A 14329-nucleotide genomic window follows, 5' to 3' on the forward strand; every position below is an offset into this window, starting at 1 on the left:
TACAGGGGTTCTTTGTACGTTCTGGAATTTTGTAATGACCTCTCGCACCGCCAGCAAGCCTGTTGAAATCGGCAATGCCACCTCGACCCTGATCCCTGCCCTGCTCCTGTTTGTCTCAGGTGGCGCGGCGCTGGTCTATCAGGTGCTGTGGATCAAGCAACTGTCGCTGGTGGTGGGCGTGGAGGTGTATGCGATCACCACGGGCATCAGCGCGTTTTTTGCCGGGCTGGCCCTGGGTGGTGTGTTGTTTGGACGGCTGGCAGACCGCTTTTCGCGGCCGCTGCTGTTGTATGCCGCCCTGGAATTATTGGTCGCCGCGTTCGGCGTGGGCGCCACCGTGGCGCTGGGTATGGCGGCCGAGCCGTTTGCCTGGTTGGAACACCGCATCGGCCTTGCGGCCTGGGCGCTGCCTTTTGCGTTGGTGGGCCTGCCTGCGCTGTTGATGGGAGGCACGCTGCCGGTACTGGTGCGTGCACTGGATATCAATGCCAAGGGCCTGAGCCAGGCCGGTGGCCGTTTGTACGCGGCCAACACCGCAGGGGCTATTGCCGGCACCCTGCTCACGGCGTTTGTGTTGATCGCGCAGTTCGGCGTGCGTGGCAGCGCGGTGGTGGCGGCGACGTTGAACCTGGTCGCAGCGGCCGGCGCGTTGTTGTCTGTGCGTCATCACGCTCCCGTCGTTGTCGCCCCTGCGCGCAGCGTTCAACCGGCCCGCCTGGCGCTGGTGCTGTATGCCATCGCGGGGGGGGTCGCCCTCGGTTATGAAGTGGTGTGGTCGCAGTCCATCGTGCAGTTCATGAGCACGCGCACCTACGCGTTCGCCGTGGTGCTGGCCACCTATCTGACCGGCTTGTTTATCGGCAGCCAATTGATGTCACAGCGGGTTGAGCGCATTCGCGATCCCTGGGGGGTGTTTGGCCTGCTGATTGCGGGCGCCGGCTTGGTGGCGCTGTTGGAAATCGCGGTGCTGGGGCGCTGGCTGATTCTGCTGCAAACCCAGGCTGAAGCGTTGGTGCTGAGCTTGGGGGGCAGTGAGTTGCCGGGCATGAGTGCACGGTTCGCCGTGGCGGCACTGTGCATTGTGTTAGTTCCGACCTTGCTGCTGGGGGCGGCATTTCCGTTGGCGTTGCGCTTGAGCGTGGGTAATCGCCATGTCGGCCGGGATGTCGGCGCGGTGGTGGCATTCAACACACTGGGCGGGATCGTCGGGGTAATGCTTTGCGGGTTTGTGCTGATTCCCTGGTTGGGCCTGGTGCGTACCCTCGGCCTGCTGGCGGTGGTTGCTGGTGGCGTGGGCTATTTGGCGGTGCGCCGGGGCCACGGGGTGAAGAAGTCGCGGCGCCAGGCAGTGGTCGCGCTCGGGCTGCTGTCGTTGGCGGTAGCGCTGCTGACGCCAGTCGATCGCCTGGCCAAGTTGCTGCCCGGCGCACGCAATGCCAGCCTGGCGTTTTACCAGGAAGGTCGCGGCGCGACGGTGGCCGTGGTCACCCAGGGTCAAGGGGCGCGGGCTTTTCAGCGTCTGTATATCCAGGGTGTTTCCAATACCGGTGATGCGATGCCGTCGTTGCGCTACATGCGCGTCCAGGCGTTGCTGCCATTGCTGATCCACAATGCCGAGCCCAAGTCGGCGCTGGTGATTGGCTTTGGCACCGGGATCACAGCGGGTGCGCTGTTGCGTTACCCGGGGCTGGAGCATCGGGTGGTGGCTGAGTTGCTGCCGTCGGTGGTGCAGGCTGCGTCGCTGTTCAAGGGCAACTTCAATGCTGCCCAGGACCCGGCCATCGACCTGCGCCTGCGCGATGGCCGCCAGGAACTGCTGCGCAATGCCCAGCGCTATGACCTGATCACCCTGGAACCACCGCCGCCGTCTGCTGCAGGGGTGGTCAACCTGTATTCCCAGGACTTCTATGCGTTGGCTGCAACACGGCTGGAAAAACATGGGCTGCTGGCTCAGTGGCTGCCGCTGCCCACGCAAAACATCGATGACTCCCGCGCGTTGGTACGCAGTTTCCTCAATGTATTCCCCCACGCCTCGCTATGGACCAGCGAGTTCCACGAGATGTTGCTAGTGGGCTCCCTGGAGCCTATGGCGCTGGACGCCGAGCGTATTCGCCAGCGCTTTGAACAGCCCCAGGTGCGTTCGGCGTTGGCTGAGGTCGGCATCGATTCGGCGGCCACGCTGCTCGCCACCTGGGTCACTGACCGCCAGGGCCTGGAGCGGTTTGCCGCAGATGCGCTGCCGGTCACCGACGACAGGCCGCGCATCGAATACGCCCCATGGGTGCGCAGCAAGGAAATCACCCGGGTATTGCCGGCCCTGCTGGACCTGCGTGTACCGGCGCCGCTGATCAACGCAGAGGCGTCTTTTGCCCGCACCCTGGCCGCTGAACAACAACGCTTGATGCAGTTCTACCGCGCCAGCCTGCATGCCTACGACGGTGACCGCGACGCCTGGGGCCGGGATATTCGTGACGTGCTGCAACAAGACAGTGCCAACCCCTACTACCGCTGGTTTATCAGCCCCTAAAACAGGTAATGTGCGCGCGATTGTTTAGGGAGTTGCGCCGCACATGACCTGCTGGAATATCCTGGGCCTCACGCCTGACGCCGACAGCCGCGCGATCAAGCGCCAATACGCTGCGCTGCTGAAGAAAACCCGGCCGGACGATGATCCCGAGGGGTTCCAGCGCCTGCGCGAAGCCTACGAGCAGGCTCTGCGGTGGAGTCAGGAGCAGCGGGAAACTGTTGAGGTGGTCATCGAGCATGTGGGGGAAACCGCTGAGGTGGTCATCGCGCACGTGGGTGAAGCCGTTGAGGTCGTCACCGAACACGTGGAGGAAACCCTGGAACAACGCTATCAAGCGGCAATGGCCAACGGCACGACGTTGTTTTTCGAAATCCACCTGTTGCATCGCTGCGTTGACGGCGAACTCAGCGCCGAAGACGCCCGCTGGGCATTCCAGACCTTCAACTGGCTCACGGCCTGGCAACGCCTCGAACTGCCAGCCGAGCTGATCGAGCGGCTCGAACGCCAGCAGCGCGTCGCCTTGCAGCAACCGTTGCGTGTGGCCCTTGAGCAAAAAGATGAAGCGGCGTTCCTTGTCGCCTATGCCGCGCGCGATGAATACCCGTGGGTGCACAATCATCCCCACGGCGAGTGGTTCAACGAATGGCTGGCCAAGCTGCTTGCCCAGAGCCATTTCTGGTCCAGTGCCGTGTTCGATGCCGTCTGTGCCGGCCAAGGCTGGCACGGCGGTGCCGACCACAACTGCCCTGCCAGCGATTGGACGCTGCTGTTGAAGCGCCAGCAAGGGCCAGCCTTCCTCGCACGCCAGCGGGCATTGGCCGCTGAACCGCCCTACAGCCCTCAGCAACGCGCGGCACGTTTACTGCTGGCGCCGATGAGCCTGGGCCAGCGTCGGGCTTTCGCCCAGCGCTTGAACGAAGACGACTGGAAGGCCTGCCAAAGCCTCAGCGCAGACATCTATGCCGACCACGTGGTCGTCGCTGAAGCCATGCCCGGCGGCACCGTGTATTTCTGGCAAGACTGGGACAAGGCCATGGACACCTGGCCCTGGGTCGTCGCGCTGGTCGTGAGCTGCCTGGTGGGCGTGCTGGAGAAAGCCGAGTTCCTGGCCGGCAATGTGGTGCCGACGCTGGGCCACGGGCTCTTGTGGTCGCTGGCCTTCGTGGTCGGCGCCGGGCTGGCCTGGCAAGGCTGGCGCCCCCTCGCCCATCACTACCGTGTGCAGGACGAAGCGTTCAGCCAGCGCCTGCCCGGCTGGCTCAGCCCTACCCACCTACCGCTGCTGCCGGTACGTGACCTGGTGCCCGGTCTGGTCCTGGTGGCAGCCCTCGGCTACCTATTCGGCCCGCTGGCCAGCGTGACGCTGATCGCGGCCTTGGCACTGATCGGCGTAATCAAGCGCCCCGGCATGAACCGTCACACGCCCTGGACCGCAAGCCACCCGCGCTGGGCCCTGCTGGGTGCGGCCCTCGGCGTGGTCGGTGTGATTGCGCTCTACGCGGGCTTGGTGTTGCTCGACAACGGCCACCGGGTCGTGCGTAACCAGGGCCTGCAACAGTGGACCGAGCGCCTGTGCAGCCGCATGCCGCGCAGCGATGCCGAGTGCCAGGCGCCTGCCACCCAGAAACAGTGGTATGGCCAGGAGGCCGCGCAATGAACCCCAAATGGTTGTTACCCATCGGCCTGATCCTGGGCCTGGCCTTGCTCGGCCTGGCCGGCGCCACCAAACCCCTGCAGCGGATTCAGTTCTGGCTGGACCAACGTGACAGCCCCCATACCGCAGCAGCGAGCGCCCTGGCGCCGATCATCGATTGCGCGAACCGCATCGACCGCGACACGCGCCTGGCCTTTTACCGCATGCGTTCAACAGAACCCGAAGCGCCGGACCACGATCAGTTTGGCGACAGCAGCGAGCCTGAACCGCGCGTTATCCAGGCGGCTGTCTGCTCCCAGCTGTACACCCTGAAGCTGGAGCGCCAACAGCCCGGGAGCCAATTGGTCGGCCTGGCCTCGGAGTATGCGTACAGGCTGCACAGGTTCACGTCCGTGGCCGACCGGGTCACGCCGACCCAGGCCGAACGGCTCTCGCTGAGCGGCCGGCAAGCCGTGGTGCTGCCCGTCACAGAATCGTTGAGGCAGGAGCTGGTGCAAGAAAGCGACGACTACCTGAGGGTTTCCACCCAACTGCGTCAACAGCTGGAAGAGCAGGACCTGAACATACGCCCGGCGCAATTGGCGCTGCTGGAGTCGCGCTTCGGCCGCGATCTGCATTGGCACGTGCTCAACTACATGATCGTCGCGCGCCAGGCTGTGAACACGCTTGAGCAAGGGATGCGCGACACACGCCTGACACCCCAGGCCGTCGCCAGCCAGGCAGCGGCCTTGCAACAGGCTGCCGACGCTGGCAAAGCCTACCTGCGCACCCACCCCAACGAGCACCTGGATGAGGAGGCGCGCCACCTCTGGTACACGATCACCCCGGCCGCCGATGCCTACCTGGCCGCGCTGGGCACGTTGCACCAGGACTGGCTGCACCATGCCGCGCCGCAGCAACTGAGTGACGACTATTACCTCGTCACCCGCCGCTACGACGCCCTGCTCAGCTATTACAACCGGCCGGCACGCAACGCGTTTTGAGGCTTAGTGTCTTTTCAGTTTCACGTAGGACTGATGCAGGTCTGACGCCCAGCCATCGATAACGCCCTTCACATCGTCGGCCTTCATCACCTGCGCGTCGTTGGACAGCGGCTTGCCGGTACCTTTGCGCACCACTTGGGCGATCACCTTGCCGCTGGCACCGTCGAGGAACTGCGCCTCGGTGCCCAGGGTGGTTTCCTGGTCGCGGTGGCCGGTGGCGGTACTCGCGGCCGCGACGACCAGCGCTACCGGAATGTACTCATAGGGCGCGAGCGCTTCGGTCTTGCTGCTCACGGCGGTGATTGCCGCCCGCACGACGATCACACCCGGGCCCGGCGCATTGGCCAGCGGCAGGGATTTTTCCAGCTCACGCTTGAGCGCCTGGTTGTAGTAGGTGTTGATACCGTCAAGGGTGCTCTCAGGGATCTTCGCGGTGGCCTGGGGCTTGGGGTAGAACTGGGTCGGCTCGACATACACCGCGGTGTAGCGGCTCAGGTCCAGCTTGGGGTCCACCCAGCGCATCACATCCGCGCCCGAAGGCGACTTGGCTTGCTTGAGTTGGCTGTAGTCCGAGAGAAAGCCGGAGTACTCCTCCGGTTGTGTGACTTTGCTGGCGCAGCCTGTCATTCCAATTGAAGCGAGGCACAGCGTGCTGATCATTAGCCTTAGTTTCATCATTGAACTCCCTGGCAGTCATCACTGAAACACTGAGCTGTAGGTATAGCCAACTCTGGGGAAATAGCCGTTATTTCCTGCCCGGCGTTTGACAGACCCGCCCCCAGCGTCAAAGCTGCACGGAGCTTAAAGCACGCCGTAGAGCGTCCCTGCATCAAGACAACGGAAGTCGGAATGCCAGCGCCCAAAACCAAAAAAGCTGCACCCCGCCGTGAATCACCCCGTCGTTACCTGTACCCCATTCTGATTGTGTTGTTGCTGTTGGCCATGGCCGGGATCTGGTTTTACCTGCAGGCGAGCGCGCCTCGGCTGCCCGCGCCCGTGGTGGCGATAAAACCGGTGGCCATCGCACCGGCGACGATGGTGGATGAACAGCAATGCCAGGGCTGTCACCAGGCTCAGGTCAAGGATTGGCAAGGCTCCCACCACCAATTGGCGATGCAGCAGGCCACGCCACAGACGGTGCCGGCCGACTTCAATGACGCCACGTTTACCGGCGAGGGTGAAACCACGCGGTTCTTTCGCCGGGACGATGCGTTCTGGGTCAATACGCCCGGCAGCGACGGCAAGCCTGCTGACTTCAAGGTGGCCTACACCTTTGGCATCGCGCCGCTACAGCAATACCTGATCGACGTGGGCGATGGTCGCTTGCAGGCGCTGGGCGTGGCCTGGGATACGCAAAAAAATCGCTGGTTTCACCTCTACCCAGGCCAAGGCGTGACCTTCAAGAACCCGCTGCATTGGAGCAAGCCCAACCAGAACGCCAATTTCATGTGCGTCGAATGCCACACCACCGGCTACACCCGCAACTTCGATCCGGTAAAAAACAGCTTCAACAGCCAATGGAACAGCCTCGGTGTGGGCTGCCAGGCCTGCCATGGCCCGGCCTCCAACCACCTGCAATGGGCGGCTAAAAAAGGCGACCTGCTGCACGCCGGGTTTGCCGTGGACCTCAACGATAAGGACGCCACCGTCGAGCTGGAAACCTGCGCGCGCTGCCATGCCCGGCGCGCACCGTTGGGTGACGGGTTTACCGTCGGCAAGCGTTTGATGGATGACTACCTGCCCAGCGTGCTGACCCGCGAGCTGTATGCCCTGGACGGCAAGATCAAGGACGAAGTGTTTGAACATGGCTCCTTCGCCCAAAGCAAAATGGCCGAAAAAGGCGTGCGCTGCAGCAACTGCCACAACCCCCACAGCAACGAACTCAAGGCGCCGGGCAATGCGGTGTGCTTGCAGTGTCACAACAGCGCCGGCAAAACCCCGTTTACTACGGTGGACGGGCGTGGGCTGCAGGCCAAAAATTACGATGCTCCCGAACACACCGGCAAACCGGTGGGCCAGCCGGGTTCGTTCTGTGTCGACTGCCATATGCCGGGCAAGGTGTACATGGGCAATGACTTGCGCCATGACCATAGTTTCAGCATCCCCGCCGGCGCACGGGACGCGTTGAAGGCGCCTACTTATGCCGAGAGCATGCTGTTGATTCGCGGCGGCCAACCGGGGGCGGCACAAGCGCTGTATGACCAATTGGCACGCAGCAACCTGCCGGCCATCCAGCGAGCGACCTTGCTGGTGGAGTTGCCCAACTATCCCAGCGAGCAGGCGCTCAAGCTGGCCACCCGGGACCTGGGTCACCCTGCCCCACACGTGCGCGAAAGTGCCGTGCGTGCGGTGAGTGCGTTGCTGCCGCCGCCAGAGCGGGTTGCGCTGTATACGCCATTGCTCAAGGACCCGGTGCGCGCCGTGCGCATCATTGCTGCGCGGGATTTATTGAGTGTCTCCAGCCAGGGCTTGGGGCCGGCGTGGGACAGCGCCATCGCCGAATACGAACAAGTGCAATTGAGCCTGCTGGAGCGTGCCGAAGCGAACCTCAACCTGGCGATGCTCTACCAGGCCAGCGGCCGTGGCGACAAGGTCGAGGCGCAACTGCGCACGGCCTTGCTGCGTGATCCGGACTTTTTCCCGGCATTGGTAACGCTGATTCAGTGGCTGGAGGCCAATGGCCGTGCGGACGAGGCGCGCACGTTGATCGGCGATCAGTTGGTCCTGCACCCTGAGGCACCGCTGCTGCAACACACCCAGGGGTTGATGTTGATCCGCGCAGGAGACACTGCCCAAGCGATGCCGCACCTGCGCAACGCCGCTCGCCTCGACCCGGCGAACGCCCAGTACGCCTACGTACTGGCGGTGGCGTTGCACGACAGTGGAAAGGTTGATGAGGCCTGCCAACAATTGGAGTCGCTGTTGCAGCGCCAGCCGTACAGCCGTAACGCACGACTGTCACTGATCCAGTACTACCTGGAAAACGGCCAGGAGCCCAAGGCCCAGGTCGTGATGCAAGCCTGGAAAAACCTCAACCCAGGCGACCCGGCACTGAAATAAGCGCTTGTCTGAACACTCTTTAACGCCAATACCTCCGTCTTCGCAGCCTCGCTAAAGCTCGACAGCTTGCTCCCACAGGGGGCTGCGTAACGACGAAGATCTACTGTAGGAGCTGGCTTGCCAGCGATGGCGGTGGGTCAGCTGCAACTCTGCTGGCTGATGGATCGCTATCGCCGGCAAGCCGGCTCCTACAGTGAGGACAGGTCAGCGGGTGTACTCGGTCACCTGTGGGAGCTGGCTTGCCGGCGATGGCAACCGTTGCCTTAAATACGTTCCCGCGGGATCAGGCTCTGGAGCTGGGCGGCGAGGAAGTTGGCGTCGAAGGCGAAGGTGTCCGGGTCTTTGAGGCCGTTGGTTTTCTTCCAGAGCCAATCATTTTTATCCGCCGGCAGTACCAGCGAGACGCTGCCGTGGCGCGCGGCGGTGAGACCGATCACCGCCACCGTAATCAACCCACCCGCGCCCATCACATCCGGCACGAACTCCACGGTTTTTCCGGTGATCTGTACATTCAGCTTCTCGGTCTTGAAGATCGAGGCTTCCACCGGCACGCTCGGGCCACTGGCCACATAGGCTTCACGCTGCACTTCGAGCAAGCCCACCGTCTTGACCGGCGCCAGCCAGTGCTCGATCTGCCCGAACAACTCGTTGAGCTTTTGCGCCCAACGGGCCGACTGCACGTCGAATTGCTGCTTTTTGTGCGCTTCGCTCTCGGCGTAATGACGAAGCATCTCGCCCAGTTGCTGTACGTCGTCCATTGCGAATGTCCTCCGGTGAGCCAGGTTGCGAGTGTCGATCATGGCAGATACGCGGGTGCTGCGTGCGGTTAACGCTGTGCAAGTGCACAACACCGAACAGAGGGTGCCTGGAGGAAGGAACTGCTCCGGTCATTTGCTCGGCAACTGCGTATGACTAATCCGTGGCCAATGGGTAAGGTGAGGCGACATTCCATGTCAGGAGCATCGCATGCGCACCATCGGCCTTATCGGCGGCATGAGCTGGGAGTCCAGCGCCGAGTATTACCGCATCATCAATCAGCGCGTGCGCGACCAACTGGGGCCGCTGCGTTCGGCGCAGCTGTTGATGTACAGCGTGGACTTCGGCCCGGTGGAACAGGCGCAGCACGCTGGCCGCTGGGACGACACCGCGCTGATCCTCGAAGACGCCGCCCGGCGCCTGCAAGCCGGGGGCGCAGAGTGTGTGGTGCTGTGTACCAACACCATGCATTTGGTGGCGCCACGTATCGAGGCAGCGGTGTCGATTCCGTTCCTGCACATTGCCGATGCGGCGGGTGCGGCGGCCGTCGAAGCGGGCACGCTGACGGTTGGTTTGCTGGGCACGGCGTTCACTATGGAGCAGGACTTTCTTAAATCCCGCCTGGCCGCCCAGGGCCTGACCGTGCTGGTGCCCGAGGCGGACGAACGCCAGGCGGTACACCGGATCATCTACGAGGAATTGTGTGTGGGCGTGATCAGTGACGCGTCGCGCCAAGTCTATCAACGCGTGATCGAGTCCCTCGCCGCACGTGGCGCCCAGGCGATCATCCTGGGGTGCACGGAAATCGGCTTGCTGATCAAGCCGGAACACAGCGACCTGCCGCTGCTGGACACCACCGAGCTGCATGCGCAGGCTGCGGTGGCGTTTGCTCTGGGGGATTAAACCGGCCGGCGCAGGCGGGCCATGCTCACGGTGTCGACATACTTGCCATCGCGCACCGCGTAGTCGCGCAGCCGGCCTTCGACTTCAAAGCCGAACTTGCGGTACAGGCTTTGCGCGGCCTCGTTGTCGGCAAACACCGTCAATTCCACACGGTGCAGATTCATCCAGTTGTCGGCCACGTCCAGCGCGGCCGCCAGCAAGCGCGAACCCACGCCCTTGCCCTGCCAGGCCGTCGCCACGCCCATGCCGAACGAACCGACATGGCTCTGGCGCACCCGCAGGTACTGCTCCAGGCCCAACTGGCCGATCACTTCGCCGCCATGCACGGCCACCAGCTGTAGCCGCCGTTCGTTGTCCATGACCAACCGTTTGCGCCACATCTCCACGGCCTGGAAAGGCATCTGCAGCACCTGACGGCACACGGCCGGGTCGTTATAGAGCGCAGCGACGCCTTCAAGATGGGCCTCGGTGAAACGCTGGATGACGATGTGGGGCTCAGGTGTGTGCATTGTGTTTCATCCTTTGAAAGACAAGTGGCGGGCCAGTGTAGGAGTGCCGCTATCAGGAGCGCAACGCTGCCACTCGCCACACCCGCGCAATATCTGCCGCGCGCTCACGCAGCAGGCGCGGTGCTTCGCTGCACGCCTGCTCCAAGCTCATCGGCCCAGACGGCAAGGCAAAGGCGGCATCCACGCCGTGGGCGTACATCTGCTCATACCCATCACCCAAAGTGCCGGCGATCACGATCACGGGCACGCCGTGCTGCCTGGCAATACGCGCTACGCCAAACGGGGTTTTACCGCGCAGGGTCTGGGCGTCGAAGCGACCTTCGCCGGTGATGACCAGGTCGGCGCCGCATACGGCGGCGTCCAGGCCGACCAGTTCGGCAACCACCTCGACACCGGCACGGAACTGCGCCGCGAGGAATGCTTTGGCCGCAAAACCAAGGCCTCCGGCAGCACCACTGCCGGGTTCTTCACGCACATCCTTGGGCAGGACCTTGGCGCAATGGTCGGCGAAGTGGCCGAGGGCGGCGTCGAGTTGCTTGACCTGTTCAGGGCTAGCGCCTTTCTGCGGGCCGAAAATAGCGGAAGCGCCATGGGGGCCGCACAAGGGGTTGTTCACGTCGGCAGCGATTTCAAAACGGACCTGGGCCAGGCGTGGGTCGAGATCTTCAAGGCTGATCCGCACCAGGTGAGCCAAGGCCAGCCCACCCGGGGGCAATGGCTGATCCTGTGCATCGAACAGTTGCACGCCGAGGGCCTGCATGGCCCCTGCGCCACCATCGTTGGTCGCACTGCCGCCAATCGCCAGGATGATGCGCTCGGCGCCAAGGTCGAGGGCCGCGCGGATCAGTTCGCCGGTGCCGTAGGTGCTGCTGGAACAGGCATCGCGCTGCCCCGGCGGGACCAATTGCAAGCCGCTGGCTTCGGCCATCTCGATGATTGCGGTGTGGCTGTCGGCCAACCAGCCCCAGCGGGCTTCAACTGAACCGCCCAAGGGGCCGGTGACGCGTTGGCTACGCAGTTCGCCGTTACATGCGGCGAGCACCGATTCAACCGTGCCTTCACCACCGTCCGCCATTGGGCATTGGACCAGTTCAGCGTCCGGCCAGACCTCGGTCAACCCTTGGGCAATGGCCTGGGCGACGCCTTCGGCACTCAGGCTGTCCTTGAACGAGTCGGGGGCGATGATGATTTTCATGGGCTTTCTCCGGTTTTTATAGCGCCCATGCTGCCAGTTGCCTGGGGGAATGACGCCGGTCCGATGCACAAGTGCCGGTCAGCTTTGTTGTTCATTTCTACAAAGCCTGGGGCAGCAGTTGCACGCCGAGGTACAGGGCGAGCATGCCGTCCAGGGTCAGCGGGTCGACGCCACTGAGTTCGGCAATGCGCTCCATGCGGTAACGCAGGCTGTTGCGATGGATGCCCAGGGCGTCAGCGCAAGCCTGGCTCTGGCCGTCGTGCTCGCACCAACTGCGTAACGTGGCGAGCAGTTGGCCGTTGCTGTCCTTGGCCAGCACTTTGCGCAGTGGGTTGAGCAACTCGTCCAGGGCATCGTCGTTGCGATGGCGCCAGAGCATGACCGGCAAGCGAAAACGGTTGAGCGTCAGTAACTGCGAATGCGGCAACACATCACGACCATAGGCCAACAAGTCACCGACGCGACGATAGCAACGGCGCAAGCCGGCCAGCCCGTCGGCCTGGCCACCCACCGCCACGCGCAGGATATTCCAGCCCAGCCCTTGGAGCTTTTCCAGTAGCCGTGGGTTGTCCACCTGCACCGCCGCCGGCCGGCACCACAGCAGGGAAAACTGTGCGGAACTGACGCACCAGCTGTCCGGGTAACGACTGGTAAGCCACGCGCTCAGGGCTTCCGCCGACTGGCCCGCGCCCAGCTCAAACAAGTACGGTGTGCGCGCCAATTGTGGCTTGAGGCCCAGTTGCTGCGCTTCATCCACCAGGCGCGGCGAGTCGCCGGTTTCGGCCAGCAGCAACGCCAGCAGGTCATCGCAACGCTGGCGCCGCCACTGTTGCTCGGCCTGTTGATGACGATGGCTCACCAGCATTTCGGCGGTCATGCGCACCAGCTCGGCGTAGGTGCGCAGCAGTTCGGGCTCACCGGTGATGCCAAGCACGCCGATCAGGCGTCCGTCATGCAGCAGCGGCAGGTTGATGCCCGGTTGCACGCCCTTGAGGTGCTTGGCGGTCTGACCGTCTATTTCCACCACGCGGCCGTTGGCGAGCACCAACTGCGCGCCTTCGTGGCGGGTGTTGATGCGTTCGGGCTCACCGCTGCCGAGAATCAGCCCCTGACTGTCCATGACGTTGACGTTGTAGGGCAGGATGGCCATGGTGCGATCGACAATATCCTGCGCCAGGTCATGATCCAGCTCGAACATGGGGCTAAATTCCTTGAAAGCGGGTTGTTCATAGGCACAGCGCAAAACATGCTTCACTGTGCGCGAGCACAAAGACAGCACCGTGCAAGGTGGCCGAGACTCATCGGGCGATCAACGTTACCCTCGCATCGCGAAAAATCATAATAAAGAGAGACTGCCATGTCACAGAGCGCCGCTGCCACACTGGCCACCGATGACGATAAAAACGCCATCTACAAGCGCATTACCCTGCGCCTGATCCCCTTCATTTTTATCTGCTACCTGTTCAACTACCTCGACCGGGTGAACGTTGGATTTGCCAAGCTGCAGATGCTCGATGCGTTGAAGTTCAGCGAAACCGTGTACGGCCTGGGTGCCGGGATCTTCTTCATCGGCTACGTGCTGTGCGGCGTGCCGAGCAACCTGGCGCTGACCAAGTTTGGCCCACGGCGCTGGATCGCGCTGATGATGATCGTGTGGGGCACGCTGTCCACCTGCCTCTTGTTCGTCACCACGCCGACGCACTTCTACACCTTGCGCCTGTTTACCGGTGCCGCCGAAGCCGGCTTCTTCCCGGGCGTGGTGCTGTACCTCTCGCAGTGGTTCCCGACCTTCCGCCGTGGGCGGATCATGGCGCTGTTCATGTCGGCGATCCCGGTGTCGGGCCTGCTCGGCAGCCCGTTCTCTGGCTGGATCCTCAACCATTTCGCTGCAGGCCAAGGTGGCCTGGCAGGTTGGCAGTGGATGTTCCTGCTGCAAGGCATCCCCACCGTGATCCTGGGCGCCCTCGCCTACTTCCTCCTCAGTGACAGCTTCGCCAACGCCAAATGGCTCACGCCCCACGAACGTGCGGTGCTGGAGGCCGACCAGGCGACTGACTTGGCCAACAAGCCGAAAACCACCACCGACTCCCTGGGTGAAGTGTTCAAGAACCCGGCGATCTGGGCATTCGGCTTGATCTACTTCTGCATCCAGAGCGGCGTGTACGCGATCAACTTCTGGCTGCCGTCGATCATCAAGAACCTGGGGTTCAGCGATAACCTGGTGATTGGCTGGCTCAGCGCGATTCCTTATCTGTTGGCCGCAGTGTTCATGCTGCTGGTGGGCCGTTCGGCAGACTTGCGCAAGGAGCGTCGTTGGCACCTGGTGGTGCCGATGCTGATGGGCGCGATTGGCCTGGTGATCGCGGTGAATTTCGCTACCACCCCGGCGATTGCGATCCTGGGCTTGACCATCGCCACCATGGGCGCCCTCACCGGGCTGCCGATGTTCTGGCCGGTGCCGACCGCGATGCTCAGTGCCGGCGCAGCGGCCGGTGGCTTGGCGTTGATCAACTCCATGGGCCAGATGGCTGGTTTCCTCAGCCCCTATATCGTGGGGTTCGTGAAGGACGCGACCGGGTCCACGGATGTGGCGTTGTACCTGCTGGCGGCGGTGATCGTGGCCGGCAGCGTATTGGCGCTGCGCATGACCCGTACCCTGAAGGCCTGACGACCCCCATGTAGGAGCACGGGGGGGGGGGGGGGGGGGGGGGGGGGGGGGGGGGGGGGGGGGGGGGGGGGGGG

11 protein-coding genes are annotated in these 14329 nt (G+C 63.4%); 6 read left to right on the forward strand and 5 right to left on the reverse strand.

Annotated elements, in window-relative coordinates; all coding sequences use genetic code 11:
* Positions 1-34 precede the first annotated feature (34 nt).
* The 3 genes from AC07SU_RS00440 to AC07SU_RS00450 are packed head-to-tail and all read left to right on the forward strand — an operon-like array spanning position 35 to position 5164.
* A complete protein-coding gene (locus tag AC07SU_RS00440) occupies positions 35-2527 on the forward strand; it encodes a fused MFS/spermidine synthase (RefSeq protein WP_494995818.1) in 2493 nt (830 codons plus the stop codon).
* 43 nt (positions 2528-2570) lie between these two features.
* Complete coding sequence (locus tag AC07SU_RS00445; protein ID WP_494995819.1) at positions 2571-4184, forward strand: J domain-containing protein; 1614 nt, start codon at positions 2571-2573, stop codon at positions 4182-4184.
* Entirely contained in the window at positions 4181-5164 is a 984-nt protein-coding gene (locus AC07SU_RS00450) for a DUF3829 domain-containing protein (RefSeq protein ID WP_494995820.1), read from the forward strand. The genes AC07SU_RS00445 and AC07SU_RS00450 overlap by 4 nt, the downstream gene beginning before the upstream one ends.
* A 3-nt stretch (positions 5165-5167) precedes the next feature.
* Here AC07SU_RS00450 and AC07SU_RS00455 read toward each other — a convergent pair whose 3' ends face one another.
* Positions 5168-5839 carry a DUF3313 domain-containing protein gene (locus AC07SU_RS00455; protein ID WP_494995821.1) on the reverse strand — a complete coding sequence of 224 codons (672 nt, stop codon included), beginning with the start codon at positions 5837-5839 and terminating at the stop codon, positions 5168-5170.
* Between the two features lie 174 nt (positions 5840-6013).
* Between AC07SU_RS00455 and AC07SU_RS00460 the strand changes: the two genes are divergently transcribed.
* A complete protein-coding gene (locus tag AC07SU_RS00460) occupies positions 6014-8224 on the forward strand; it encodes a tetratricopeptide repeat protein (protein ID WP_494995822.1) in 2211 nt (736 codons plus the stop codon).
* A gap of 263 nt (positions 8225-8487) precedes the next feature.
* Here the strand turns inward: AC07SU_RS00460 and AC07SU_RS00465 are convergent, their stop codons facing one another.
* Positions 8488-8982: a hypothetical protein gene (locus AC07SU_RS00465; protein ID WP_494995823.1), complete on the reverse strand. Its 495-nt coding sequence runs from the start codon at positions 8980-8982 to the stop codon at positions 8488-8490.
* A gap of 208 nt (positions 8983-9190) precedes the next feature.
* Here AC07SU_RS00465 and AC07SU_RS00470 point away from each other — a divergent pair, with 208 nt between their 5' ends.
* Positions 9191-9883, forward strand: a complete 693-nt coding sequence (locus AC07SU_RS00470; protein ID WP_494995824.1) for an aspartate/glutamate racemase family protein — start codon at positions 9191-9193, stop codon at positions 9881-9883.
* Here AC07SU_RS00470 and AC07SU_RS00475 read toward each other — a convergent pair.
* The 3 genes from AC07SU_RS00475 to AC07SU_RS00485 all read right to left on the reverse strand — a co-directional run bounded on the left by AC07SU_RS00475 (position 9880) and on the right by AC07SU_RS00485 (position 12785).
* A complete protein-coding gene (locus AC07SU_RS00475; RefSeq protein ID WP_494995825.1) occupies positions 9880-10392 on the reverse strand; it encodes a GNAT family N-acetyltransferase in 513 nt (170 codons plus the stop codon). The genes AC07SU_RS00470 and AC07SU_RS00475 overlap by 4 nt on opposite strands.
* A gap of 52 nt (positions 10393-10444) precedes the next feature.
* Positions 10445-11587 (reverse strand): glycerate kinase, encoded by a 1143-nt coding sequence (locus AC07SU_RS00480; RefSeq protein WP_494995826.1) that lies wholly within the window; start codon positions 11585-11587, stop codon positions 10445-10447.
* Positions 11588-11684: 97 nt separating this feature from the next.
* On the reverse strand, positions 11685-12785 hold the full coding sequence (locus tag AC07SU_RS00485) for a sugar diacid recognition domain-containing protein (RefSeq protein ID WP_494995827.1): 1101 nt from the start codon (positions 12783-12785) through the stop codon (positions 11685-11687).
* Between the two features lie 159 nt (positions 12786-12944).
* Between AC07SU_RS00485 and AC07SU_RS00490 the strand changes: the two genes are divergently transcribed.
* Complete coding sequence (locus tag AC07SU_RS00490) at positions 12945-14255, forward strand: MFS transporter (RefSeq protein ID WP_494995828.1); 1311 nt, start codon at positions 12945-12947, stop codon at positions 14253-14255.
* Positions 14256-14329 lie beyond the last annotated feature (74 nt).

This window comes from Pseudomonas sp. GW821-FHT05H12 (assembly GCF_059419385.1).